Below are 25,289 nucleotides of genomic sequence, written 5' to 3'. Positions count from 1 at the left end.
CCTCTTCACGTCCGCACGGCAAACGAGCATTAAAAAACCGACAGGACGAATCCTGTCGGTCGAACATTACTTTGCGAGGTTAGCCTTTGCAGTCTCAGCGAGCTTTGCAAATCCCTCCGGATCAGCGATTGCGATCTCGGAAAGCATCTTACGGTTCATATCGATGCCGGCATTCTTGAGGCCGAACATGAACTTGCTGTAAGAAAGACCATTCAGTCTTGCAGCTGCGTTGATACGAGCGATCCAGAGCTGTCTGAACTGTCTCTTTCTCTCCTTACGGCCTCTGTAGGACTCCGTAAGTGCTCTCATTACGCTCTGCTTCGCTACTCTGTAGTGCTTGGAGCGAGATCCTCTGTAGCCTTTAGCAAGCTTGAGTACTCTATTATGCTTCTTCTTAGCGTTTAATCCGCCCTTAATTCTCATTTTAATTTCCTCCTCTAAAGTCTACAAATCAAAGGTATGGAAGAATCTTCTTCATCGTCTTAACGTTGGTCTGATCAAGGACAGTATCCTTGCGCAGGCCTCTCTTACGCTTCGTTGTCTTCTTGGTGAGAATGTGAGACTTGTAAGCCTTATTTCTTACAAGCTTTCCTGTGCCAGTAACTTTAAAGCGCTTAGCAGCAGCTCTCTTTGTCTTCAGCTTTAACTTTGCCATAACAGCCTCCTGTGATTTTACTTTTTCGGGCTTATTACAATCGCCATGTTTCTGCCTTCTACCTTCGCCGGCTTATCGAGGACAGCGATGTCCTTCAGCTGCTCGGCGAACTCGTCAAGGATGTACTTGGACTGATTCATACGAGACATCTCACGGCCTCTGAATCGAAGAGCGACCTTGACCTTATTGCCCTTCTCGAGGAACTTACGTGCAGCGGATAACTTTGTGTTGAGATCGTTCTGATCGATGTTCGGTGTCATACGGATCTCCTTCAGCTCAGTTACGCGCTGATTACGCTTGGCTTCCTTTTCCTTACGCATCATCTCGTAACGATACTTACCGAAGTCGGCGATCTTTACAACAGGCGGCGTTGCAGTCGGCGCGATCTTAATAAGATCCAGGTCCTTCTCCTTCGCCATCATATAAGCGTCCTTGGAAGACATGATACCGAGCTGCTCGCCCTCTGCACCAATGACTCTTACCTCTCTGTCACGGATCTGCTCGTTAATTTCGATGCTTGCGTTTTTCTTAATAGCCATAAACTCCTCTCCACATACACTGGTCGAATGCAAAAAAATGGCGGATTGTAAGCCAATCCACCATAATGAAAATACACGAAGTAATAATCAAATATGAACCCGGGTCAGATACAACTGCCAAGGTGAGGTGGATACCTACTTTCCTTTGTCTTTACGACTTTTATAGACTAGCACCAGTCTGCACCGATGTCAAGCCCGTTTTCGGAATTTTGCAATTCCCGGTTTACATCAGATGTAACAGTTCAGACAGGTAAGGGGCCCGGAGGGTCCACTACCTGAGCCCTTACTACATCCAGGCTTACGCCTGTGTCTCTGGAGTTTCCGGGGCATCCATAATCTCGTCGATGATCGCATAGATGCTCTCGAGTCCCTGCTTTGATTGGGAGGAGAACGGGATCATCGTACAGTTTTCCGTCGCGTGCAGAGCCTTGCGGATCGCAGCGGTCTGCTTTTTGATCTGTGAGCGATTGATCTTATCCATCTTCGTCAGGATGACGATCGGCTCGAAGCCGGTGACCTGGGTCACGTAGTCGAACATCTGGATGTCGAGCTTCGATGGATCGTGGCGGATGTCTACGAAGAGGATCACCTCCTCGATGTCGTCCGAGGTTTCGAGATAGCGGTTGATCATCCGACCCCACTTCTCCTGCTCGACCGCACCGGTGGATGCATAGCCGTAGCCAGGGAGGTCGACGAGATAAAACCGTTCGTTGATGTTATAAAAGTTGATCGTGCGCGTCTTACCCGGTGTCGAGCTCGTACGGGCGAAGTTCTTTCGATTGACGAAGGCATTGATAAAGGAGGACTTTCCGACATTGGATCGTCCCGCCATGACAAATTCAGGTTTTCCGGTCTTCGGAAGCTCGGATTTTACGCCCAGCACTCTCTCCAGCTCTACAGAAGTGATCTTCATGGAATCTCCTTTTCTTAGTGATGATTGATACCTGACGGATCCAGCTGCTTCAGGATCAGGAAACCCGGTCGGCACATAACCGATCGGGTTTCGTCAAACTCATACAGCCGTATCTGCTGCATCTGCACGAGGGGCTGTTTTCTTCTCTTTACGGGTGATGATCGGTTCGCCCGTGCCCTTCACCACATCCTCCGTGATCTCCACGCTCTGGATGTCCGGCTCGGACGGAATCTCATACATGATGTCCATCATCATATCTTCCATGATGGAGCGGAGTCCTCTGGCACCGGTCTTGCGCTCGGCTGCCTTCTCGGCGATGGCGCTGACTGCCTCATCCGTAAATCGGAGCTCGACACCGTCGATCTCAAACAGCTTCTGATACTGCTTCACGAGCGCGTTCTTCGGGGTCGTCAGAATACGCTTCAGGGTCGCCGCATCATGTGACTGCAGGGTGACATCAACCGGTACTCGTCCGATAAACTCCGGGATCAGACCGAAGCGTACGAGATCCTCCGGCTGTACCTGACGAAGGATGTCATCGTAGTTGTCGCGATTCTTCTCGACGATGTCCGCACCGAAGCCCATCGATCCGGAAGCGACACGCTTCTCGATGATGTGCTCGAGGCCGTCAAATGCACCGCCGCAGATGAACAGGATATTCGTCGTATCGATCTGGATGAGCTCCTGCTGCGGATGCTTCCGTCCGCCCTGAGGTGGTACGGAAGCGACGGTCCCCTCGAGGATCTTCAGCAGTGCCTGCTGAACGCCCTCGCCGGAGACATCACGGGTGATGGAGACATTCTCCGACTTCTTCGTGATCTTATCGATCTCATCGATATAGATGATACCGATCTCCGCACGCTTGATATCATAGTCTGCCGCCTGAATCAGCTTCAGGAGGATGTTCTCGACATCCTCGCCGACATAGCCGGCTTCGGTGAGCGCCGTAGCATCTGCGATTGCGAACGGAACGCCGAGGATGCGGGCCAGGGTCTGTGCCAGGTAGGTCTTACCGGTACCGGTCGGTCCTATCATCAGGATGTTCGACTTCTGAACGTCGATGTCCTTGATTTTCGAGGTGATGCGCTTGTAGTGGTTATAAACCGCTACAGACAGCACCTTCTTCGCCTCATCCTGTCCGATGACATACTCATCGAGGAAATCATGGATCTCCTTCGGCTTCAGAAGATGGATGTCTGAGGTGTCGCTGTCCTCTCTGAAATCACCATCCTGCTCGTTCAGGATCTCCTCGCAGAGCTCGACACACTCGTCACAGATATAATTATTATTTAAACCGGCGATGAGCTTATGTACCTGCTTCGCCGATTTACCGCAGAAAGAACAGCGGATTTTATCGTCTGGTTTCATTTGCATGAATGCAGTCCTCTCGTTCTGGTTAGTCTGATGATGCTGCTACCGGTACTCAGTTCCGTACCTCAGCTGCTTCGCGTGATTCGAAGATATGATCGACGATGCCGTACTCCAGCGCCTGCTGTGCCGTCATCCAGTGATCACGCTCCGTATCCTCCATCACCTTCTCCACCGGCTGTCCGCAGTTCGCTGCGAGGATCTCCGCCATGTGCTTCTTCGTACGAAGGATCCACTCTGCCGTGATCTGGATCTCCGTGGCCTGGCCCTGTGCACCGCCCGACGGCTGGTGAATCATGACCTCAGCATTCGGAAGGATCATACGCTTGCCCTTCGTACCGCCGGCCAGGAGGAAGGCACCCATCGATGCAGCCATGCCGACACAGATGGTGGATACATCGCACTTGATGTAACGCATGGTATCGTAGATCGCCATACCGTCCGTGATCACGCCACCCGGGCTGTTGATGTACAGGCTGATGTCCTTATCCGGATCCTCGGACTCGAGGTACAGAAGCTGTGCGACGACGAGGGAAGCGGTATCATGATTCACTTCATCTCCGAGGAAGATGATACGCTCATTCAGAAGACGGGAGAAGATGTCATAGGAACGCTCTCCTCTGGATGTCGACTGAATGACATACGGAATCGTTGTAATATCTCTAGGTGTTAAATTCATAATGAAACCTCCCTATGAATCTTAAAAAAAGGCGGTGCAGTTATCTGCACCGCTAAAAATCTTTAAATCTTCGATGAAGCGATACAGGAATTACTCCTCAGTCTTCTCCTCGTCCTCAGCAGCCTTCTTGGACTTCTTCTCTGCCTTTACAAGGTTCGCCTCAGCTACGAGCATATCGATGGTCTCCTGGAAAGCGATCTCTCTCTTCATGCTCTCCTTCTGCTCCTCGGAAACCGTCTTCTTGAGGTCATCATACTCCATCTTGTACTGCTCTGCGATCTTCTTGAACTCCTCATCTACACGCTCTTCAGCGACGGTGATGTTCTCCTTCTCCATGATGGCTTCGATCACAAGGGACGTCTTGAGATTCTTCTCAGCGCTCTCCTTCATCTGGTCCTTGATCTGCTCTACAGTCTGGCCGGTGATCTTGAGATACTGATCCATCGGGATGCCCTGCTGAGCAAGTCTGGTCTGGTAATCATAGAGCATGTTGTCCAGCTGTGCCTCAAGCATCGGTGCCGGGATCTCTACGGAAGCGTTCTCAACGACCTTTGCGATGACATTTCTCTCATTGGTCGTGGTTGCAGCCTTCTCCTTCTCCTCCTTCAGGGTCTTCTTCAGATCCTTCTTATACTCATCGAGGGTGTCGAACTCAGAAACCTCGGATGCGAACTCGTCGTCAGCAGCCGGAACCTGCTTCTCCTTAACCGTCTTGATGGTGGTTACGAAAAGTGCTTCCTTACCTGCGAGATTCTTTGCGCCGTAGTTCTCCGGGAAGGTAACCTTTACATCGACGGTCTCACCAGCCTTGTGGCCGATCAGCTGATCCTCGAAGCCCGGGATGAAGGTGCCAGAGCCGATGGTCAGCGGGTAATCCTCGCCCTTGCCACCTTCGAACTCAACACCGTCTACGGAGCCCACGAAATCGATGTTTGCGATATCATCCTTCTTGATCTCACGATCAACCTCAACGACACGTGCATTCTTCTCAAGCTCAGCAGCCAGCTTCTCGTTGACTTCCTTTGCGCTTACCGTGGTCTCTGCCTTCTCTACCGTAACGCCCTTATACTCACCGAGGGTAACCTCCGGCTTTACAGCAACGGTTGCTGTGTAGATCACGTTCTGATCCATACCGATCTGCTCTACGCCGATCTCCGGTCTGGAAACGATCTCGAGGCCGGACTCCTTCGCAGCCTCCGGATAGGTCTTATCAAGAATCTCATTGAGCGCATCCTCGAAGAATACCTGTGGTCCGTACATCTTCATGATCATCTCCTTCGGTGCCTTGCCCTTACGGAAACCAGGAAGATTGAACTTGTTACGGTTCTTCTTGTATGCTACATCGATGGCCTTTAAAAACTCAGCATTGTCCACCTCAACGGTCAGCTTAGCCATATTCTTCTCAAGATTTTCAACTTTAACGCTCATTAAGAGTACCTCCGAAACTTTCGTTTTATATATTATGCAAACGCACAGGGGAAATGCGCATACTTCTCCCATGAGTCAACATATCCGAGTCAAGAGTATAGCACGTAAAAAAGTCCCACGCAAGGATTTTAAAAAAAGAGAGCCGGACATTTCTGTCCGACCCTCTGTCTATGCGGATTACTCCTCGTCTACGCGCTCAGCCTCAGCCTTGCCTACAGCCTCGATGTCAACGTCTGCAACATCGAGATCCTCCTTGCGCTCCGGCTCAGAAAGAGCCTTCATGCTCAGGGAAATCTTGTGACTGTCTACGTCGAGATCGACGATCTTCGCCTCGATCTCCTGGCCAACCTCGAGAACGTCTGACGGCTTGTTCACATGCTCTCTGGAAATCTGAGATACGTGAAGAAGTGCATCGATGCCCTTCTCAAGCTCTACGAATGCGCCAAAGTCGGTCATACGTGCAACCTTGCCGCTTACAACCGTACCAACAGCGAACTTGGTCTCTACATCCTTCCACGGGTTCTCATCCGGGAACTTACGTGTAAGAGCGATTCTCTCACCGTTGATCTCCTTAACAAGTACCTTAACCTCCTGGCCGGACTTGAAAAGCTTCTTCGGGTTCTCGATACGGCCCCAGGACATCTCGGAGATATGAAGGAGACCATCAGCGCCACCGAGATCGATGAATGCACCGAAATCAGTAAGGTTCTTAACAACACCGGTACGAACATCGCCGACCTGAAGCTCACTGAAGAGCTTGTCGTGCTGCTCCTTCTTCGTAGCTGTCATAAGCTGCTTACGATCACCGATGACTCTGCGCTTCATCGGATTGAACTCAGTGATCACAAACTGGATATCCTGACCCTGATACTTGGTGAGATCTCTCTCGAAGGTATCAGATACGAGGGATGCAGGGATAAATACACGTGCACCATTTACCTCAACATTCAGGCCGCCCTTGACAACCTGAACAACCTTGCCGGTAAGAACGGTCTGGTTCTCAAATGCATCCTTGAGCTCCTCGGAAGCCTTGGAAGCAAGAGCCTCTCTGTGAGAAAGAACAACCTGTCCCTCTCCATCGTTTACCTTCTTTACCTTGCACTCGATTTCATCGCCGACATTGACTACTGTGGTGAGGTCTACAGTGTTATCTGCGCTGTAATCACTTCTGGTCATGATACCATCGGACTTGTACCCAATGTTGAGTGCAATCTCGTCAGGCTTTACACTAATAACCTTACCAGTAACAATCTCCCCTGCATGAATAGACTTTAATGATGCGTCAAGCATCTGTTCAAAACTCATCTCTGACATAATTTTGAACCTCCTCAATAATTTCTTTCGGGGTGCTTGCCCCAGCTGTAATACCTACGTTTTGAACCGCTTCATCCTGAACGAAGTTAAGATCTCCAACCGTTTGTATCAACTGGGTGTTACGACACTGGTCTTTACAAATCTCAAAAAGTTTCTTCGTGTTGGAGGAACTGCGTCCCCCAATGACAATCATGGCGTCGGACTGTTTCGCCAGTTCCTTTGCCTCCGACTGTCGCTCAAACGTTGCGTTGCAAATCGTATTAATAGCATTAACATAATAATGCTTTTTTTTCAAAATATCAATAATTAGTTTGAATTTATCGATATTAAACGTGGTTTGTGACACAACAACCACGCTTCTGCCCTCTCCGTTTGGTAATTTTTCAGCGGTTTCGATGTCCGGAATCGCTGAAATGCCGCCTTCCGCCCAGCCCATGATGCCGATCACCTCCGGATGCTCCGGGTTTCCGGTCACGAAGACCTCTTCCCCGGCTGCTGTGTGCTGCCGCACGAGGCGCTGGATCTTCTGAACGAAGGGACACGAAGCATCGACGGCTTCGACCTTCTGCTTTTCAAGCAGCTCATAGATGTGCTTCGGCACCCCATGTGCACGGATGATGACGATGCCATCGCGGAGCGTCGCAAGCTCCTCCTCGGATTCGAGTACCTCCACGCCCTCTGCGGCGAGCTTCTGAATCACGGTTTCATTATGCACGATCGGTCCGTACGTATAGATCGAACGCTGTTCATCGAGCGGTTTTTCATGCTCCTCCTCGAGTACGCGGTACACGGTATCAACCGCGCGCTGCACGCCGAAGCAGAAGCCGGCGGTTTTTGCAAGTGTTACCTTCATATCGCGCCGACCTCAATGCTGCATACAGATCTCGAGGATACGGTCGATCGTCTCATCGATGGTCAGTGTCGAGCTGTCGACGAGCACCGCCTCCGGCACCTGGATGAGTGGGGAATGCTGACGATGCATATCGCGGTCATCCCGCGCACGGATCTCCGCCTCAACCTCTGCGATGTCACAGGTCTCTCCCTTTTCACGCAGTTCGTTCGCACGACGATGTGCGCGTTCCTCGACGGATGCAGTGAGATAGATCTTCGTATCCGCATGCGGAAGCACCTTCGATGCGATATCCCGGCCATCCATCACGACCGAGGTATGCTCCGCGAGGCTCTGCTGCAGCTTCACCATCTTCTCCCGCACGGCCGGATACTGGGACACCGTGGATGCGGCATCACCGACCTGCTGGGTACGAATCCGGGTGGAGACATTGGCGCCGTTCAGGAAGACCTGCTGAGCTCCTTCCTCATCATAGGCGATCGTGATGTCGATGTCGCGCACCGCCTCCGACACGCGCGCCTCATCCGTGAGGGCGATAGCCTGATCGAGACAGAACAGACCGACGGCACGATACATGGCACCGGTATCGATATAAACATAGCCGAGTTCTCGCGCTACGGCCTTCGCAATCGTCGACTTGCCGGCACCCGCCGGCCCATCGATGGCAATACTATATGGCATAACAGCCTCCTTCATATTTCACATTGTTACAATTCAGGTCAGTGCTCGCAGGGGCGGTGACCGGAATTGTTCCATTTATCTAATATTTATAATTGAGTGCTTCAGCGGCAGACTTACCGGCAAGGTGGCCGGTGGAGAAGGCCATCTGCATATTGAAGCCGCCGGTATAGCCGTCGACGTCGATGACCTCGCCGGCGAAGTACAGTCCCTTCACCTTCTTCGCTTCCATCGTTTTCGGATTCAGCTCCTTCACAGCGACGCCACCCTGGGTGACGATGGCCTCCTTGAAGCTGCCGGTACCGCGGATCGTGAAGCTGAAATCCCGGATGAGGCCCGCGATCTTCTTCCGTGTCTCGCGATCGACCTCGGTGACCTTTCGATTGATATCGATCCCCTGCGCGGCGAGTCGTGCCGTGAAGACCGGAATCAGCTGCGATGGGAGGAGCTCGGAAAACGCATTGCGGAGCTCCTTATTCCGATAGGTATCAAAATCACGGAGCAGGCGACGGTCGAGCTCTGCATCCTCCAGCGCCGGCTTCAGGTCGATGTGCACGGTGAGGAGCTTCCACTTTTTATGGTCGGAAGCATTGACGAGCTTCGTTACGACCGCCGATGCCGAGATGATCACCGGGCCACGCAGTCCGCTCTCCATAAACTCGAGCTCACCGAAGTCCCGGTAGTAGCTTTTTCCATCCTCGTCCCGGATATCGATCGCGATGTTTCGGAGGCTTAAGCCCTTCAGACGGTAGGCATCCGGTTCATGCACCTCGAGGGCGACGAGGGACGGATAGGTTTCCGTCACCTGGAGGCCAGCCTCCTCGGCGAAGCGATAGCCATCACCGGTAGAGCCGGTCGACGGATAGCTGCGGCCACCGGTCGCAACGATCACCGCATCCGCCGGCAGGAAGCCACGATCCGTCACCACACCACGGACCTGCCCGTCCCGAAGCTCGATCTTCTTCACCTCGGTCTTATAGCGGATCTCGACGCCCAGCTTCTTGATAGAGTGCTTAAGTGCATCCGTGATACTGTAGGCATGATCCGATACCGGGAAGACTCGGTCGCCACGCTCAACCTTCGTCCGGCAGCCGTGCGCCTCCAGCAGCTCGATCGTATCCTGATTCGTGAAGTCATACAGTGCCGAGTACAGAAAACGCGGATTCGTCACATACTGCGGAAAGAAATCCTCGATGGCCACCGCATTCGTCAGATTGCCGCGCCCCTTTCCCGTGATGAAGATCTTTTTTCCGAGTTTATCATTCTTTTCTATTAAAACTACATCGGCGTCCGCCGCGGTTTCCTTCGCCGCGATCGCCGCCATCAGTCCGGCAGCTCCGCCGCCGATCACAATTATTCTCATCGTTTTATCCTCGCTTCGCGCATTATATCATATGTCCGGGCATGATAAAAGTCCCGGGGCGGCCATTGAAAGCCTGCCCCCGGGACTTATGTCAAACATTCATATTATTTAGCGCTCATGACGAACATCTTGTAGATGGCACGGATGGCTTTTTCGAAATCCTCGTTCCGTACACCGATGATGATGTTGTACTCGCTGGAGCCCTGGTCGATCATCTTGATGTTGATGTACTCATGGGCGAGTGCAGAGAATACACGACCGGCCACACCACGGGATGACTTCATGCCACGTCCGACGACCGCGATCAGAGCGATGTCCGACTCGAGCTCGATGAGGTCCGGATTCACGGCACGCTGGATGCCGTTCAGGATCTTCTGCTCACAGTGCTCGAGCTCCTCCTGATGGATGACGAGGGTCATCGTATCGATACCGGACGGGATGTGCTCGAAGGAGATGTTGTTGTCCTCGAGGACGGAAAGAAGCTTCCGGGCGAAGCCGATCTCCGAGTTCATCATCGCCTTTTCGATGTTGATCGCACAGAAATCCTTCTTTCCGCTGACACCGGTGATGATGAAACGCGGCTTCTTCAACGTATTCTGCACGATGAGGGTACCATGATCCTCCGGACGGTTCGTGTTCTTGATCTGGATCGGGATACCCTCACGGCGTACCGGGAAGATCGCGTCCTCATGCAGTACACCGGCACCCATGTAACTCAGCTCACGAAGCTCACGGTAGGTGATGTAATCGATGACCTCCGGATTCGGCACGATGCGTGGATCCGCAACGAGGAAGCCGGATACATCCGTCCAGTTCTCATAGAGATCGACATGCTCCGCCGCTGCGATCAGGGAGCCGGTCACGTCTGAGCCGCCACGGCTGAAGGTAACGACCTCACCCTTCTCGTTCGCACCATAGAAGCCCGGGAATACCGCATAATCGATATCCTTCAGTGCTGCGCGGATGCCCTCTTCCGTCTTCTGGTAATCACAGCTCCGGTCCTCCTTGAAGACAAAGCAGCTTGCAGAATCGATGAAGCTGAAGCCGAGATAGGCCGCCATCAGCTTCGCATTCAGAAACTCACCGCGGGAAGCCGCATAATCACGATCTGCACCAGCCTTGAGATCCTGCTCGATCCGATCGAAGTCCGCTGCCAGACTGAAATCGAGCCCGAGGCCGTCAATGATCTCCTGATAACGATCCTTGATCGTCTGAAGCGTCTCCTGGAACTTCTTCTCATCTTCGACTGCATCCTGGAGACGATAGAGAAGATCGGTCACCTTCGTATCGCCGGAAGCCCGCTTACCTGGTGCCGAAACCACGATATAGTGTCTCGACTTATCAGAAAGAACGATGTCCTTTACTTTTCTGAACTGTTCCGCGGAGGCGCAGGAGCTTCCGCCAAATTTTGCAACCTTGATCATTTCGTACTCCCTCCAAATTTGGCATTTTGCCGCATTATATCATCGTGCTTCAAAATACTCAATATAATTAATAATCATGAGAAGTATAGAAGGGCGTCGGAAGACCGGCTATAGAATCATTCATTTCGGATCGCTGCCAGCGGACTCAGCTTCATCGCACGCGCCGCCGGAACATAGCCGGCGATCGTGCCGACCGCGATGGCGAAGCCGATCGCGAAGGCCGCGAGCCAGAGCGGAATGCTGGACAGCCCGCCCGTCGAGCCGGAGCCGAACATCATCGAACCGGCATTTTTCGTAAAGGAATTGATGATATAGGAAATCAGATAGCTGACAGCGAGTCCCGCGATACCACCCATGAGCCCGATCATACCGGATTCACAGAGGAACATGTTCCGGATATCCGGCATCGCACAGCCCAGCACCTTCATAACACCGATTTCCTTCGTCCGCTCATAGATCGACATCATCATGGTATTCATGATACCGATCGCCGCGACGAGAAGCGATACACCGCCGATACCGCCGAGCACGAGCTGCACCATATTGAGCTGCTGCTGCGCCTGCTTCAGCCACTCCATACTGGAGCTCACACTGAAGCCCATGTCCGAGATCTGCTTCTGTACTGCACTGACGTTATCCATGTCATCGACGAAAACATAGACATTATTGTATACATAGTACGGATACAGCTTCCCGTTTTTATTCGTCCTCGGATTCGGCACCAGCGCCTTCTTATAGATTTTCTTCAGAAAACGCTTCAGACTGTCGATGTCCGTGTAGACATTATACGAGCCATCCGACCAGTCCTCAGCGCCGCCCTTCATGATCCCGGCCACCGGGAAGATGTACTTCTTCTTCTGCTTCGGCTCCTGCGTACTGCCCTCACTGCTTTGTGTTCCCTGCGAGGTGCTCGGCTGCGGGAAGGTGATGAATACCGTATCCTTCTCCGGGTCGATCTCGACATTCTCCCAGGTTTTCTGCTTATAGAAGCTGCTGTACAGAATCTGATTACCATACAGGAGCTCCAGCGTATCCGAGTTCGCCGCCGGCAGATGTCCGCCGTCCCGGAGCTCAAGCTGCTGAAGATAATCCTGGGTGACACCCACAATGCTGAAGGAGCCGCTGACGCCCTTGCACTTCGCCTCGATATTCACCTCGATTGACGGACTCACGCCGGTCACATGGGGGATATGCTTAAAGCTCTCCACGGTCTCGTCGGTCAGCATCATGGACTGATCGCCATTCGTGCCGCCGCCATAACCACCCTCGTATACGTCGATCCGGGTCAGCGAGCCCATGCTCTGGTAGGACTTCAGCATCATCGCACTCATCCCGATGCCGAGACTCACCATGACCACGATGGACGCCGTACCGATAGCGACACCGAGGACCGTAAGTACGGTTCGCATCTTTCGTCGCTTCAGGTTACTCGTTGCGAGCTTGATAAGATCAAATAGTCTCATCGTTTTCCTTTTCCTGCTTCTTCTTATCCTTATGCTTCTTCACGAAAACCGCAGCTGCCGCCAGCAGAACGACGCCCCCACCGATGATCGGGAGTCGGAAGCGCTGGAAAAATCCAGGCGTTTCTTCCGGCATCATATCCATGCCGTTCATGTCATCCGTGCTTTCCATCGGCTCGTTCACCATGAGGTTCACCGTCTGCTCGGAGGTATGCACCTCTCCGTTCACATCCTCGTAGCTGATGATGACCTGGATCGTACCATCATCCATGGTCGGAGCCGCACCCGTGATCATCGCATCCACGGAGCCCGACTCACCCGGCTTGATGTTGCCGACGTAGCTGCTGGTATCATTGATGGAATCCGCCTTAAACTCCGCAGTGACATTATAGAGAATCACCTTACCGGTGTTGTTGATATTGAACATCACGTTAGATTCACTGCCGACGTCAATGCTTTCGGGCATCACATCGTAGTTGGAAACCGAAAGTCGTGCCTCCTGATTGACCATGATATTCAGCGTCACCTTCTCCTCGGCATTTTTGAAATCCGGGGAGTCATACTTTTCATTGATGGTCAGCGCATAGGACCGCGGGTCGACCCCCGGTTCCGCCACCATATTCCAGGCGATTTCCTTCGTCTCCCCGGCCGCGAGGCTGTTGATGACATAGGAGTTCGCGCCGTTCTCCGTCGACAGTGCCGAGGACTCATTCACCTTTTCCGACTCGAGGGAAAGCAGGATGTTGCTGGCACTGATGCCGGTACTTGCGTTCTGCATCTGCACCACCAGCTTAAACGGCTGACCGGCAAACACCTTCTCCGGTTCGGTATGATAGCCCGCCACGACGAGTCGTGCCTTCGAACGGTCGTTAGCATTGAAATCACGCTGACTGTCGGTTTCATCCGTGGTCGGGTTGCTGATATGTACGTAGTAGGTATACTGCTCTGTCTTCGTGATGGTCGCGTTCGGCGTCTCCTTATAGCTCACCGTGAAGCCGATGGCATGGTCACCGCTCTTCGAATCCTTCGCGATGGCCATCGAGTACGGAGCCGAGATCGTCTGATCCGCCTCGACACTGGCGAAGCTGCGGTCATAGTTCTCCTCCGTCACACGGAACGGGAAGCTGCTGTAGTCGACCTTTCCAGCGGCCGCCGTCGAAGACGAATCACCCGAGGCTGCACCACCGTTTCCCTTATTCATCTTCACGACGACATCATAGAGGGCCCGTCCCTTCTTATTCCGAAGGTTCACGGCGAACTGTACGGTTCCCGGATAGGTACCGCTCGGTGTCGACTGTCCCTCGCCGAGCACGAAGGCCTGATCCTTCGTCGCGCTGGTCGGATTCGAAATCGTTCCGAGGTCCTGCACATAGATATTGATGAACTCGGCGCGGCTGAGACTGCCGTACTGCCCCGTCGAGTTGTACGGCACATCATAGTTCATCGAAATCGGGATCGCATAGTAGCCTTCCTTGATATCGTTCCGGATCTTTACATTGAAGGTCACCTCCTTGTACTCGCCCTTCTGCAGCGAGCCAAGGTTCTTCTCCTGGTTCATCGTCGATGTGCCGATCTCGAGCGGATAGGTACCACCGTCCACCGGATAGGTGAGGCCCAGCGACGCATTATAGGCACGCTGCGCCCCCGCCTGGTAGCCTTCATTGTACGCATCATGCTGCAGGGACTCCTGCTCGTTGTCCGAGTCTTCATCATACGGATTCGACTTTTTTGAATTCGGCACGATGCCCTTCGTATTTAAGAGATTCTGGTCCTGACTCAGGCGCACGCGCACGTTGTTGATGACGTCACCGGTCGGATTATAGAGACCGTTCACGCCGTTGAAGCCGACCTTCACGGTCAGCTGGAAATCCTGCCCGATCCCCGCAACCGGTGTGTCTGCCGCATCATGGATGAAGGTGTTCATATTCGTATCGACGTAGGACGCCTGGGCCTCCATCGGCTGTACGAAGGTCAATGCCGGCGACAGGAGCGCGAGCACCATCGCGCCGCACAGAAAACGCCGAAGGATCGTATGCTTTTGTGTGTGAAAATGATTCATGATTTTATACCCCTCTATATACACCGTACTCAGCCGAGTGGCGTCACCTGCGCAAAAGGCGGATTTCCGGTTTCTGTTTCTATTTTCTGTTCGATCGGGCTATCCGGACGGATCACGGTCTCGACGATCTTTCCATCGACGACACGCAGCTGCCGATCCGCCCAGGAAGCGATGTGTGCATCATGGGTGACCATGATCAGCGTGCGGTCCTCCTCACGTACGATTTTCCGAAGAAGGCTCAGCACATCCTCCGTCGTATGTGAATCAAGATTACCCGTCGGCTCATCGGCGAAGATGATCTTCGGGTCGATGACGAGCGCACGAGCGATCCCGACACGCTGCTGCTGTCCACCGGACATCTGGTTCGGCATATGCTCTCCCTGATCCCCGATGCCGATCAGCTTCATATACTTCTCTGCTTCCCGGATACGCTTCTCATACGGCACCCCGCGGAACATCAGCGGCATCGCGACATTCTCGACCGCATTCATCGAGCCGATCAGATTATAGCTCTGAAAGATGAAGCCGACATTCTGACGCCGGAAGCTGACGAGCTCCGCTTCGCTCATCCTATCGATGCGCTTCCCCGCGATCTGAATCGCCCCTCGACTCGGCGCTTCCAGACCGGCCAGCATATTGAGACAGGTCGATTTACCGGAGCCGGAGGTGCCGACGATCGCGACGAACTCCCCCTGGTAGACATCGAAGGACACACCATTCAGCGCGTAGACCTTATTGTCTCCGATTTTGAAAATCTTATATAAATCCCGCACCTTGATGATCGGTTCCACTACATCTCTCCCACAACTTGTCAAATCATAAACTGGCTTCATGGCCTTCATTATATGATAGCTGCCATCTATAAACAATAAACGAATTCATTAACAACTTCGTCAATAATATTAAGACTTTCAGCTCGGGCAGTGACCGCGGAGTACTGTACCTCCATTGCCACCCCTCCGCGGCCCCTGCCTGAATGTACATAAAAAGACCTGTGCTACTGCACAGGTCTTCGATCATCAAGCGTTTGCCGGCTTGCCTTCGATGGAGTTCCACTTCGGGATGAGCACCTTGGTACCACCCATGTATGGCTGAAGCACCTCCGGGATGGTGATGCTGCCATCGGCCTGAAGACGATTCTCGAGGAACGCGATCAGCATACGAGGTGGAGCGACACAGGTGTTGTTCAGGGTGTTTGCGAGATGGATCTTTCCATCCTTGCCCTTGATACGGATGTGCAGACGTCTCGCCTGTGCATCGCCGAGGTTCGAGCAGGAGCCGACCTCGAAGTACTTCTTCTGACGTGGTGACCACGCCTCGACATCGCAGGACTTCACCTTGAGGTCTGCGAGATCACCGGAGCAGCACTCCAGTGTTCTGACCGGGATTTCCATCGAACGGAAGAAATCAACGGTGTTCTTCCAGAGCTTCTCGTACCAGTCCATGGCATCCTCCGGCTCACAGACGACGATCATCTCCTGCTTCTCGAACTGGTGGATACGGTACACGCCTCTCTCCTCGATACCGTGTGCACCCTTCTCCTTACGGAAGCAAGGAGAATAGGAAGTAAGGGTAAGCGGAAGGGTATCTGCCGGAAGGATCTCATCGATGAAGCGACCGATCATCGAGTGCTCCGAGGTACCGATGAGGTAGAGGTCCTCGCCCTCGATCTTATACATCATGGCATCCATCTCTGCGAAGGACATAACACCATCTACAACCTTGGAACGAATCATATATGGCGGAATCACATAGGTAAAACCACGGTTGATCATGAAATCGCGCGCATAGCTGAGCACCGCAGAGTGCAGTCTCGCGATGTCGCCGATCAGGTAGTAGAAGCCGTTACCTGCGACACGTCCGGCTGCATCGAGATCGATACCGCCGAAGGACTCCATGATATCGGTATGATACGGTACCTCAAATGCCGGAACGACCGGCTCACCGAAGCGCTCATTCTCGACGTTGTGAGAATCATCCGGACCGATCGGAACGGATGCATCGATCATGTTCGGGATGATCATCATGCGCTTCGTCACCTCCGCCTGAAGCTTCGGCTCCTGCTCCTCGAGCTCCTTGAGACGTGCGGTAAATGCGCCGACCTCGGCCTTGACCTCTTCGGCCTCCGCCTTCTTCCCCTGCGCCATCAGCGCACCGATCTGCTTCGAAACCGCATTCTTCTTCGCACGAAGCTCATCGGCCTCCTGCTGGCACTTTCTCGCCTCGAGATCATACTTGATGACCTCATCGACTAACGGAAGCTTCTCATCCTGAAACTTTTTCTTGATGTTTTCCTTGACAAGCTCCGGGTTTTCTCTGACAAATTTAATATCTAACATAGGATCCTCTCCACTTCTGCGAAATCTTTCTGGCGATAAACCACCATTTACTATAGCCTTATTTACGTCTGTTTTCAAGTCATTCCGTCACAGTTGACGGACGGGTCGCAACCGATCAGACAGGTGGGGACCCGGAGGGACAGTTGCGTCCGAACATCTACAGCGCTCCGAGGACATCCTCAAACTGTACGCCGTAAACGATCGGGACCTTCTCCTCCTCGCTGTGTCGGATGCAGAGCGCGACGAAGTCGGCGGCGCGACGCGTGGCGTTCTCGAGCTCCTCACCGCGAAGACAGAGACTCGCGACGATGGCACTGAAGAGGTCGCCGGTCCCCGGACGGGCATCGCCGGACCGGGCATGCTCGACGAAACGGAGATCGCCATCCGCTTCCGAGACGACATTGATCAGGGCTTCCGGCGTCGTGGCTCTATCCTCCGCTGTCTCCGGATAGGCCTCGACACCAGTCACGACGATCTGTCCCTCCGTCAGATGATGCAGCTCCGAAAGCAGAGCGTGCATCACCATCCCGCGTGTCGCAGCGCTCGTACAGCGGTCGAGTGTCTCCTTCAGTCCCGCATAATCGAAGTCGGCGAGGAAGGCCGCTTCCGTCAGGTTCGGGCAGATGAGATCCGCCTTCCGACAGAGGGCCCGCATCGCCTCGATATGCTCCTCCGTCATCCCGCGATACAGACGGCCATGATCCGCCATCGCCGGATCGAGGAAGATGCGCAGCGCCGGATTCCGCAGCTTCTCCGCCTCGAGATACGCGTCGAGGGCCCGGAGATCCGTACAGTCACCGAGGTAGCCGATCAGGATCCCATCGAAATGGATGTCATTTTCGCTCAATGTCTCGAGCCGCTCTTCCATCACCGCCCCAAGTCCTGTGCTGGATACGTGCGGGAAGGCCGTATGGTTGCTGAGCACCGCGGTCGGAATCGGGCAGGCGCTGAGCTGAAGTGCTGTAACCACTGGAATCTGGATGGAAAGTGAGCAGCGTCCGACGCTGCATAAATCATTGATGAGCGCAAGTTTCTTTATCACGGAAAACTCCTTTATGCGTGCAGGATGGCGTTAAATGCCTTCACATTCTCCACCATACGCTCACGTGGCTTGAAGACGGCAGAGCCGGCGATGAAGAAGTTCGCACCGGCATCCTTGATTTCCTGCACGTTGTCGAGGGTAACACCACCATCGATGCCGATATTCAGCTCGAGGCCGAGCGCGTCCGTCTGCTTCCGCAGGGCACGGATCTTCTCGATCGTATACGGGATCAGCTTCTGCCCACCGAAGCCCGGGTTGACCGACATGATGAGCACCAGGTCCAGCATCGGAAGGACACAGTCCAGGGTGCTGATCGGGGTTGCCGGATTCAGGGCTACACCGGCCTTGAGGCCACGCTCCCGAATCTGCTGAAGGGTACGGTCGAGATGTGTGCAGGCCTCCTGGTGTACGGTGATGCCGTCCGCACCGGCATCGGCGACTGCGTCGATGTAGCGGCCCGGCTCAGTTACCATCATATGGACATCGAAGAAGCAGTGGTTATCCTTACGTACCGACTGGATCACCGGCATGCCGAAGGAAATATTCGGCACAAAATCGCCATCCATCATATCGAAATGCAGGTACTTCGTGCCCGCCTCCTCGAGTACACGGAGGTCGTCACGCAGGGTTCCGAAATCAGCGGATAAAATCGATGGGGACAGATCATAATTCATAGTAGTATTCTCCTCTGCCGTCTTAAGACGACGTTTCATAATCAGTATCGCTTCTGCTCCTTCAGCTCCTGATAGAGCATGACATAGCTTTCATAGCGCTCGCGAGCGATCTTTCCTTCCGCGACGGCACGCTTCACCGCACAGTCCTTTTCACCGACGTGCACGCAGGTGTTGAAGCGGCACGCGCTGCGGTAGTCCTCAAACTCCGGGAAGTAGTACATCAGCCGCTCCGGTTCGATATCCGTCACATAGAGCGAGGTGAAGCCCGGTGTATCGAGCACATAGGTCTCGTCATCGATATAAAAGAACTCCGAGTGACGGGTCGTATTCTTCCCACGCTCGATCTTCTTACTGAGCTCCCCGGTTTCCATGTTTGCAGCCGGATGGATGAGGTTCGTAAGCGAAGACTTGCCGACCCCGCTCGGCCCGGAAAGAACGGTGGTCTTTCCGCGCAGTACCTCCATGATCTTCGGCAGACTGTCCTCGTTCCGGGTGCTGATTTCGAGCACCGGATAGCCCGCCGCGCGGTAGATCTCCGGAATCATCTCCGGGTGCTCCGCATGGATCTCCGGGATCGTTTTCGCCCGTGACTTTTTCTTCTTCCAGGCATCGCGCTCCTCCGGCATCGTTTCTTCTTCCTCTGTCGGATCCTCGCCTGGCTGCACGAGGTCCACTTTATTAAAGAAGATCACCACCGGGATCTCCCGCTGCTCCATATGGATGAGGAAGCGGTCGAGCAGGTTCAGATTCGGATCCGGATGGCGGAGTGCGAAGATGACGACCGCCTGGTCGACGTTCGCGACGGCCGGCCGGATCAGCTGATTTTTCCGCGGAAGGATGCGGATGACGGAGCCCTCATGCTCCTTCTCTGAATCCTGTACCGCTTCGATCTCCGCATCATCACCGACGAGCGGCTTCTCGTTCCGGTTTCGGAAGATACCCTTCGCGCGGCACTCATAGTCGCCCTCCGGGGTATGGACATAGTAGAAGCCACCGATGCCCTTGTAAATTTTACCTTTTAAAGCCATGCATTACCTCTCTAGGAACGTGGTGCGAAATTCACAGTATAGGATGCGATGACGGTATCGTTCGATGCATCGACGATTTCGACGGTGCCCTTTCCGATGCCGGCTGCACCCCGGATGTTCGGGATCACGACCTGAAGCTCGGTGCCGGCTTCATAGCTTCGCGCTTCCTGAAGCGTCGTATAGCGCTCCGCACCATCGATTTCCTGACAGAGACGGATCAGGATGATCCGCCGTGTATCTGCCGCCGGACTGGTCTCACCGCCGATCTTTACGGCCGTGTTGATCGAGCCGTACCAGTCACCCTGACCGTCGGTCGTGGTGCTCTTCTGACTCGTCTCTCCGTCGGAGCCGGAGGAAACCGTGAGCGAGATCGTCGTCCCCTTCAGGACCACGGATCCAGGTGTCAGACTCTGGTCGATGACCGTATTCTCCTCATGCTCAGCATCCGGCACAGAGTCGATGCCCTCAAGTGTGAGTCCTGCATCCTCCAGCGTGCTCAGCGCATCGTCCGCACTAAGCGTACGCAGCTCCGGGACCAGCGCCATGCCATTCTCGCTCGCAGACCCGGCGGAACGCGTGATGATCAGCATCGATGTTCCGCTGGTATCCGGCTTGTTCGTGCTGATGACATAGCCCAGCGGCACCGTGTCTGAGAACGCGTCCTGGATCTTATAATTGATTTTTCGTTTTTCCAGCGCCTCGACCAGGGTGTCACACTTCACGGCATGAAGTGCATCCAGTTTATCCGGCGTTGCCGGATCATAGAAGCGGATGGTCTCTGCGCCCTTCGACACGGTCACATCGAGGGTGCTGCCGTTCTGGATCTTCTTCTGGTAAGCGATGATCGTGCCCTCCGTCGGATACTGATCCGAGAAGCTTTCCTTCGCGCTCCGGAGATGGATATGATAGTCTCCGAGATAGTCCTCCGCCTCCGCCACCGTCTTTCCGAGGATGTTCGGAAGCAGGTTATCGAGCGCGGAGATCGTGATATTGATCGTCGCCGCCTCCGTCGTTTCGGTGGAGGCCTCGATCGGCTGACTCGTTTCCAGCGCCGTCCGGCTGTCCCGGAAGAAGGAGAACATATTGCGGCCGATGATCAGCACGAGCACGATGATCAGCAGGATACAGACACCGACGATCACACGGTAGATCTTCGTCATGTGGAAGCTGGTTTCATCTTCCTCCGTATCATCGAGCGGAAGTGCATCCGTATCATCGAGATGTGCGAGCTTCCTCCGAAGCTTCTGCCGGTGCTTCAGCTGATTCAGCTCCCGCGGAGAGAGCACCCGGGTCTCACTGAGGTCCTCCGGCATCTCCCCGGACATGAAGGAACCGCTCGGATCCTTCAGTGCCTTCCGGAGGTCCTCCATCAGCTCGCCGATGTGCTGGTAGCGAAGCTTTCCCTTCTTCTGCATGCACTTGTACACCGCCATATCGAGGGCAGGGTACACATCCGGCACCAGCTCCTTCACGTGCGGGATCGGATTCTCGAGGTGTGCGAAGACGACGGACACCGAGGTGTCGCCATCATACGGCACCTTGCCCGTCAGCATCTCATACATCGTACAGCCGAAGCTGTAGATATCCGAACGCTCATCCGACTGCCCAGAGCGGGCCTGTTCCGGCGAAATATAGTGGACAGAGCCCATGACGGTCGCATTGACCGTCTGCTGCGTCGCGGCACGGGCGATCCCGAAATCCGCCACCTTCACATTTCCCTCACTGTCGACGATGATGTTCTGCGGCTTGATATCCCGGTGCACGATGCCCATCTTATGCGCGAGCTCGATACCGGCCGCCGCCTGCAGCGCGATGGCGATGGTCTCCTGCGAGTCCATGCGTCCCGCACGCTTGATATAGTTTTTCAGTGTGATACCCTCGACGAGCTCCATCACGATATAGTGCAGCTTCGTCTCCGGATTATCGACGATGTCATACACCGCGACGATGTTCGGATGATTCAGCTTCGCCGCTGCCTGGGCCTCATTCTGAAACTTCCGGATGAAATCCTCATCCTCGCAGTACTCCTCCTTCAGGACCTTGATCGCGACCACACGCCCCATCTTCCGGTCGTTGGCACGATAGACATAGCTCATGCCACCCTGTCCGATCAGCGTATCGATCTCATAACGTTCGTCGAGCACCTGTCCCTGCTCCAGCATCATATCGTCGCCTCCTCTCGGTAAGGGCCGGTCAGAACGATGCCGATATTGTCCTTCCCGCCGTTGATGTTTGCCATATCGATGAGCGCCTGTACCTTTTCCTGTACCGTGCTGTGCTCACGAATGATGTTTCGGATGCTTTCATTGTCCACCATGTTGGAGAGACCGTCCGAGCAGAGCAGCAGATAATCGCCCTCACTGAGCTCGATCTCGAAGAAATCAGCCTCCACCTGCGGCTCGATGCCCACGGCCCGCGTGATGATATTGCGGGACGCCATATACTCCTTCGAGCCACGCCGCATGAGACCACGCCGTACCATCTCCTCGACATAGGAGTGGTCCCGTGTGATCTGTCGGATGCTGTTCCCATGGATGAGGTATGCCCGGGAATCGCCGATATTACCGACGGTCAGATTCGGCCCCTCGATCAGCGCGATCACGAGCGTCGTGCCCATCCCGCTCAGATTCGGATTCTGCTGCGCCAGGCGGTAGAGCCGCTGGTTCACGTCACGTATTCCCTCCTGCAGCAGGCGGATCTCCGGCTGTGGCTGCGCAGCCTTCTCGATATAACGCCGGAGCTCATCGACCGCATAGCGGGAGGCATAGTCCCCCGCCTTATGTCCGCCCATCCCGTCTGCGAGCAGGAAAAGATTCGGTAGTGTTCCCACCGGCTGATCGCTCGCGAAGACGTAATCCTGGTTCATACGCCGCCGCTGTCCCTTATCGGTTTTCGCAAAAAAGTCCATCATGCTTCACCTGTCACTTCGTCACTTCATCATCGTGGTTCAATGCTGACGTCCTCGACATCCTCACTTCGCAGTCCCTCGTGGCCTCCACGGCGATACGAAGCTTCGCGCATCCTCCAGCGCCTCGTTTCACTCCCTACGCCTTCGAATCGATTCCCTCCGTCTCGAGGTAATCCCGGCGGAGCTGACCGCAAGAGCCCGAGATGTCGGAGCCCATCTCCCGGCGGATCGTCGCCGCGATGCCGTTCCTCTCCAGAATATGCTGGAAGGCCTCGACCTTCGAGCGATCCGGTCGCTTCCAGTCCCGCTCCTTGATCGGATTCACCGGAATCAGGTTCACGTGGCACTGGAGCTTCCCGCCGTTCTTCATGCTGCGGATGAGCTTCACAAGCTCCATCGCTTCCGCCTTATTATCGTTGACACCCTCGACGACGGAATACTCGAAGGTCACCCGTCGACCGGTCTTCTCGAAGTAGTACTCGATGGCCGGCATGATCTCCGAGAGCGAATATTTGTTTGCGATCGGCATCAGGGTCTTCCGTGTCTCGTCGTTCGGCGCATGCAGGCTGAGTGCCAGCGTGATCCCGTAATTTTCATCCGCCAGCTGCCGGATCTTCGGCACCAGACCGCAGGTCGAGATCGTGATGTTCCGTCGCGAGATATGGAGTCCGTTTTCATCCGAGATCATGCGGATGAAACGGGTGAACTCATCGTAGTTGTCAAGCGGTTCGCCGGAGCCCATGATGACGATGTTATCGACCCGGGCACCGGTCGTACGCTGGATCTGGTAGATCTGTCCGAGCATCTCTCCGCTCGTCAGATTCCGTGCGAGGCCGTCGAGCGTCGATGCACAGAACTTGCAGCCCATGCGGCAGCCGACCTGGGAGGAGATACAGACACTGTGCCCGTGCTGGTACTCCATCCAGACGGACTCGATGACATGTCCGTCCTGCATACGGAAGATAAATTTCTTCGTACCATCGATCTTTGAGGTGAGCACCTCCACCGTTTCCGGCAGGGCCACACTGTACTCCGCACTCAGCCGATCGCGGAGTCCCTTCGAGATGTTCGTCATCTCGTCGTAGTGCTCCACCAGATTCTGGTGCAGCCAGGTATATATCTGCTTCGCACGGAATGGCTTCTCGCCCATCTCCTCGAGCAGCTTTTTCAAATCGTTAATTTCTAAATCGCGTAAATTCTTCATTCTTTTCGAAATACCGTAAGATAAAACCCGTCGGATGGCGCACCCGGCAGGAACTTCCGCTCCTTCAGGAGGGTGAAGCCGCCCTTCGCGAGGATATACTCCCGGTTGTCTTCATTTTCTTCCTTCGTCAGTGTGCAGGTGGAGTACAGCAGCTTTCCGCCCGGCTTCACATAGGTACATACCGTATCGAGGATCTCGCGCTGCAGCTTCTGCAGCTCCCGGATGCCCTCACGGCTCGCGTTGAAGCGGATATCCGGCTTCTTCCCGAGGATACCGAGACCGGAGCACGGGAGATCGGCGATGACGATATCTGCCGTTCCCTGTCCGGCGTCATCCAGCAGCGTCGGGTCCGGCGTGCGTGCATCGTGCACCTGCGCCGTGATATTCGTAAGCTGCTGCCGTGCGATGTTCTGCTCGATGAGCGCCACCTTCGCTTCCGTGAGGTCCCGCGCATCGACATGGCCCGTTCCCTCGAGGAGGGCCGCGATATGGCAGCTCTTGCCGCCCGGTGCCGCGCAGACATCGACGACCTGGTCGCCCGGCTGCGGATCGGCTTCGATGCCGACCTGCTGTGATGCGACGTCCTGAATCGTGATCTCACCGCGCTGGAAGGCCTCGCTGTGCACGATGTCGCCCTCCATCTCCTCACAGTGTCCATCCTGGAAGCGGACGAAGTTCTTCTTTTCACCCTCGAGGAACCAGGCAAGCATGCGCTCCGTCTCCTCCCGTCCATAGACCTTCTTCAGTGCATCGTACATCCAGAGCGGCACACTGTAGCGGATATAGGCCGGTGTCTTTCCGGTATGGGCGAGGTTCTGGAAGATGATTTCCTTATCCCGGGAAACACTCCGAAGAACGCCATTCACGAAGCCGCTCAGGAAAAAGGCCTTGTCCTCCTGGCTCTTCACGAGCTCGACCGCCTCGTTGATGGCCGCACTGTCCGGCACCTTATCCATGTAGAGAATCTGGTAGCTGCCCATGCGGAGCACCGTCCGAACCAGGGGCTCCATGTTTTTCGTATGGGTCTTACTGATCTGGTTCAGGATGAAGTCGATCTGGATCGTATACTCGAGGGTTCCCTCGACGAGTCGTGTCACGAAGGCACGGTCGCGCGGCGTCCAGTCCGGATACGCCGACAGTGCATCACGCAGCACGATATGCGAGAGCTTCTTCTCCTCAAGGATCTTCATAAGGCTAAGTACAGCAATAGACCGCGGCGTCGCTGCGGTCTTTTCTCTCGAAATCTCTGATATTTTTTTCTTTCCGGCATGCATAAATTTATGCAGCGGGCCCTCTGCCCGGGTCGTTTTTTTTCGCTGATTCTTATTCACCATAAATGATTCTTTGCAGTTTCCTCTCTTTAA

General features: G+C 54.5%; 23 protein-coding genes. All 23 read right to left on the bottom strand.

Annotated elements, in window-relative coordinates; genetic code table 11:
* Window positions 1-66: 66 nt before the first annotated feature.
* The 23 genes from rplT to ACTQ52_RS04265 all read right to left on the bottom strand — a co-directional run bounded on the left by rplT (window position 67) and on the right by ACTQ52_RS04265 (window position 25,199).
* Window positions 67-423 (bottom strand): 50S ribosomal protein L20, encoded by a 357-nt coding sequence (rplT, locus tag ACTQ52_RS04375; RefSeq protein ID WP_410043020.1) that lies wholly within the window; start codon window positions 421-423, stop codon window positions 67-69.
* 28 nt (window positions 424-451) lie between these two features.
* Window positions 452-655: a 50S ribosomal protein L35 gene (gene rpmI / locus ACTQ52_RS04370; RefSeq protein ID WP_410043021.1), complete on the bottom strand. Its 204-nt coding sequence runs from the start codon at window positions 653-655 to the stop codon at window positions 452-454.
* A 17-nt stretch (window positions 656-672) separates the two neighbouring features.
* On the bottom strand, window positions 673-1,194 hold the full coding sequence (infC, locus tag ACTQ52_RS04365) for a translation initiation factor IF-3 (RefSeq protein WP_410043022.1): 522 nt from the start codon (window positions 1,192-1,194) through the stop codon (window positions 673-675).
* 298 nt (window positions 1,195-1,492) lie between these two features.
* Window positions 1,493-2,107, bottom strand: a complete 615-nt coding sequence (gene yihA / locus ACTQ52_RS04360; protein ID WP_441226283.1) for a ribosome biogenesis GTP-binding protein YihA/YsxC — start codon at window positions 2,105-2,107, stop codon at window positions 1,493-1,495.
* Between the two features lie 99 nt (window positions 2,108-2,206).
* A complete protein-coding gene (gene clpX / locus ACTQ52_RS04355; RefSeq protein ID WP_410043024.1) occupies window positions 2,207-3,481 on the bottom strand; it encodes an ATP-dependent Clp protease ATP-binding subunit ClpX in 1,275 nt (424 codons plus the stop codon).
* Window positions 3,482-3,530: 49 nt separating this feature from the next.
* Window positions 3,531-4,154, bottom strand: coding sequence for an ATP-dependent Clp endopeptidase proteolytic subunit ClpP (gene clpP / locus ACTQ52_RS04350; RefSeq protein ID WP_441226284.1), 624 nt, complete (start codon window positions 4,152-4,154; stop codon window positions 3,531-3,533).
* Window positions 4,155-4,244: 90 nt separating this feature from the next.
* Window positions 4,245-5,582, bottom strand: coding sequence for a trigger factor (tig, locus tag ACTQ52_RS04345; protein WP_441981900.1), 1,338 nt, complete (start codon window positions 5,580-5,582; stop codon window positions 4,245-4,247).
* Between the two features lie 177 nt (window positions 5,583-5,759).
* Complete coding sequence (rpsA, locus tag ACTQ52_RS04340) at window positions 5,760-6,896, bottom strand: 30S ribosomal protein S1 (protein WP_441981899.1); 1,137 nt, start codon at window positions 6,894-6,896, stop codon at window positions 5,760-5,762.
* Window positions 6,877-7,749 (bottom strand): 4-hydroxy-3-methylbut-2-enyl diphosphate reductase, encoded by an 873-nt coding sequence (gene ispH, locus ACTQ52_RS04335; protein ID WP_441981898.1) that lies wholly within the window; start codon window positions 7,747-7,749, stop codon window positions 6,877-6,879. The genes rpsA and ispH overlap by 20 nt, the downstream gene beginning before the upstream one ends.
* A gap of 12 nt (window positions 7,750-7,761) precedes the next feature.
* Window positions 7,762-8,427, bottom strand: coding sequence for a (d)CMP kinase (cmk, locus tag ACTQ52_RS04330; RefSeq protein WP_410043029.1), 666 nt, complete (start codon window positions 8,425-8,427; stop codon window positions 7,762-7,764).
* Between the two features lie 79 nt (window positions 8,428-8,506).
* The gene (locus ACTQ52_RS04325) at window positions 8,507-9,787 is read right to left on the bottom strand and encodes an NAD(P)/FAD-dependent oxidoreductase (RefSeq protein WP_441981897.1); all 1,281 of its coding nucleotides are present in this window, start codon (window positions 9,785-9,787) and stop codon (window positions 8,507-8,509) included.
* Between the two features lie 104 nt (window positions 9,788-9,891).
* Entirely contained in the window at window positions 9,892-11,211 is a 1,320-nt protein-coding gene (locus ACTQ52_RS04320) for an aspartate kinase (protein WP_441226286.1), read from the bottom strand.
* Window positions 11,212-11,327: 116 nt separating this feature from the next.
* Window positions 11,328-12,674 carry an ABC transporter permease gene (locus tag ACTQ52_RS04315; RefSeq protein ID WP_441981896.1) on the bottom strand — a complete coding sequence of 449 codons (1,347 nt, stop codon included), beginning with the start codon at window positions 12,672-12,674 and terminating at the stop codon, window positions 11,328-11,330.
* On the bottom strand, window positions 12,661-14,730 hold the full coding sequence (locus tag ACTQ52_RS04310) for a COG1361 S-layer family protein (RefSeq protein WP_410043033.1): 2,070 nt from the start codon (window positions 14,728-14,730) through the stop codon (window positions 12,661-12,663). Before ACTQ52_RS04310 ends, ACTQ52_RS04315 begins: the two co-directional genes overlap by 14 nt.
* A gap of 29 nt (window positions 14,731-14,759) precedes the next feature.
* Window positions 14,760-15,563, bottom strand: coding sequence for an ABC transporter ATP-binding protein (locus tag ACTQ52_RS04305; RefSeq protein WP_410043034.1), 804 nt, complete (start codon window positions 15,561-15,563; stop codon window positions 14,760-14,762).
* 186 nt (window positions 15,564-15,749) lie between these two features.
* A complete protein-coding gene (serS, locus tag ACTQ52_RS04300) occupies window positions 15,750-17,069 on the bottom strand; it encodes a serine--tRNA ligase (protein WP_410043035.1) in 1,320 nt (439 codons plus the stop codon).
* A 157-nt stretch (window positions 17,070-17,226) separates the two neighbouring features.
* Window positions 17,227-18,111, bottom strand: coding sequence for a bifunctional hydroxymethylpyrimidine kinase/phosphomethylpyrimidine kinase (locus ACTQ52_RS04295; RefSeq protein WP_441981895.1), 885 nt, complete (start codon window positions 18,109-18,111; stop codon window positions 17,227-17,229).
* 11 nt (window positions 18,112-18,122) lie between these two features.
* Window positions 18,123-18,785, bottom strand: coding sequence for a ribulose-phosphate 3-epimerase (rpe, locus tag ACTQ52_RS04290; RefSeq protein ID WP_441226290.1), 663 nt, complete (start codon window positions 18,783-18,785; stop codon window positions 18,123-18,125).
* A gap of 41 nt (window positions 18,786-18,826) precedes the next feature.
* Entirely contained in the window at window positions 18,827-19,813 is a 987-nt protein-coding gene (gene rsgA / locus ACTQ52_RS04285; RefSeq protein ID WP_410043038.1) for a ribosome small subunit-dependent GTPase A, read from the bottom strand.
* An 11-nt stretch (window positions 19,814-19,824) separates the two neighbouring features.
* Window positions 19,825-21,978 (bottom strand): Stk1 family PASTA domain-containing Ser/Thr kinase, encoded by a 2,154-nt coding sequence (gene pknB, locus ACTQ52_RS04280; RefSeq protein ID WP_441981894.1) that lies wholly within the window; start codon window positions 21,976-21,978, stop codon window positions 19,825-19,827.
* Window positions 21,975-22,721 carry a Stp1/IreP family PP2C-type Ser/Thr phosphatase gene (locus ACTQ52_RS04275; RefSeq protein ID WP_410043076.1) on the bottom strand — a complete coding sequence of 249 codons (747 nt, stop codon included), beginning with the start codon at window positions 22,719-22,721 and terminating at the stop codon, window positions 21,975-21,977. The genes pknB and ACTQ52_RS04275 overlap by 4 nt, the downstream gene beginning before the upstream one ends.
* 136 nt (window positions 22,722-22,857) lie before the next feature.
* Window positions 22,858-23,925 (bottom strand): 23S rRNA (adenine(2503)-C(2))-methyltransferase RlmN, encoded by a 1,068-nt coding sequence (rlmN, locus tag ACTQ52_RS04270; protein ID WP_410043040.1) that lies wholly within the window; start codon window positions 23,923-23,925, stop codon window positions 22,858-22,860.
* Window positions 23,922-25,199, bottom strand: coding sequence for a transcription antitermination factor NusB (locus ACTQ52_RS04265; RefSeq protein ID WP_441981935.1), 1,278 nt, complete (start codon window positions 25,197-25,199; stop codon window positions 23,922-23,924). Before ACTQ52_RS04265 ends, rlmN begins: the two co-directional genes overlap by 4 nt.
* Window positions 25,200-25,289 lie beyond the last annotated feature (90 nt).

This window comes from Oribacterium sp. Sow4_G1_1 (assembly GCF_052116105.1).
Taxonomy (GTDB): Bacteria; Bacillota; Clostridia; order Lachnospirales; family Lachnospiraceae; genus Oribacterium.
This window is presented reverse-complemented; position numbering and strand designations above follow the sequence as displayed.

Coding starts and splice junctions, on each gene's coding strand:
- rplT (WP_410043020.1), bottom strand. CDS start 423: ATGAGAATTAAGGGCGGATTAAACGCTAAGAAGAAGCATAATAGAGTA.
- rpmI (WP_410043021.1), bottom strand. CDS start 655: ATGGCAAAGTTAAAGCTGAAGACAAAGAGAGCTGCTGCTAAGCGCTTT.
- infC (WP_410043022.1), bottom strand. CDS start 1,194: ATGGCTATTAAGAAAAACGCAAGCATCGAAATTAACGAGCAGATCCGT.
- yihA (WP_441226283.1), bottom strand. CDS start 2,107: ATGAAGATCACTTCTGTAGAGCTGGAGAGAGTGCTGGGCGTAAAATCC.
- clpX (WP_410043024.1), bottom strand. CDS start 3,481: ATGCAAATGAAACCAGACGATAAAATCCGCTGTTCTTTCTGCGGTAAA.
- clpP (WP_441226284.1), bottom strand. CDS start 4,154: ATGAATTTAACACCTAGAGATATTACAACGATTCCGTATGTCATTCAG.
- tig (WP_441981900.1), bottom strand. CDS start 5,582: ATGAGCGTTAAAGTTGAAAATCTTGAGAAGAATATGGCTAAGCTGACC.
- rpsA (WP_441981899.1), bottom strand. CDS start 6,896: ATGTCAGAGATGAGTTTTGAACAGATGCTTGACGCATCATTAAAGTCT.
- ispH (WP_441981898.1), bottom strand. CDS start 7,749: ATGAAGGTAACACTTGCAAAAACCGCCGGCTTCTGCTTCGGCGTGCAG.
- cmk (WP_410043029.1), bottom strand. CDS start 8,427: ATGCCATATAGTATTGCCATCGATGGGCCGGCGGGTGCCGGCAAGTCG.
- ACTQ52_RS04325 (WP_441981897.1), bottom strand. CDS start 9,787: ATGAGAATAATTGTGATCGGCGGCGGAGCTGCCGGACTGATGGCGGCG.
- ACTQ52_RS04320 (WP_441226286.1), bottom strand. CDS start 11,211: ATGATCAAGGTTGCAAAATTTGGCGGAAGCTCCTGCGCCTCCGCGGAA.
- ACTQ52_RS04315 (WP_441981896.1), bottom strand. CDS start 12,674: ATGAGACTATTTGATCTTATCAAGCTCGCAACGAGTAACCTGAAGCGA.
- ACTQ52_RS04310 (WP_410043033.1), bottom strand. CDS start 14,730: ATGAATCATTTTCACACACAAAAGCATACGATCCTTCGGCGTTTTCTG.
- ACTQ52_RS04305 (WP_410043034.1), bottom strand. CDS start 15,563: ATGAAGCCAGTTTATGATTTGACAAGTTGTGGGAGAGATGTAGTGGAA.
- serS (WP_410043035.1), bottom strand. CDS start 17,069: ATGTTAGATATTAAATTTGTCAGAGAAAACCCGGAGCTTGTCAAGGAA.
- rpe (WP_441226290.1), bottom strand. CDS start 18,785: ATGAATTATGATCTGTCCCCATCGATTTTATCCGCTGATTTCGGAACC.
- rsgA (WP_410043038.1), bottom strand. CDS start 19,813: ATGGCTTTAAAAGGTAAAATTTACAAGGGCATCGGTGGCTTCTACTAT.
- pknB (WP_441981894.1), bottom strand. CDS start 21,978: ATGATGCTGGAGCAGGGACAGGTGCTCGACGAACGTTATGAGATCGAT.
- ACTQ52_RS04275 (WP_410043076.1), bottom strand. CDS start 22,721: ATGGACTTTTTTGCGAAAACCGATAAGGGACAGCGGCGGCGTATGAAC.
- rlmN (WP_410043040.1), bottom strand. CDS start 23,925: ATGAAGAATTTACGCGATTTAGAAATTAACGATTTGAAAAAGCTGCTC.
- ACTQ52_RS04265 (WP_441981935.1), bottom strand. CDS start 25,199: ATGCATGCCGGAAAGAAAAAAATATCAGAGATTTCGAGAGAAAAGACC.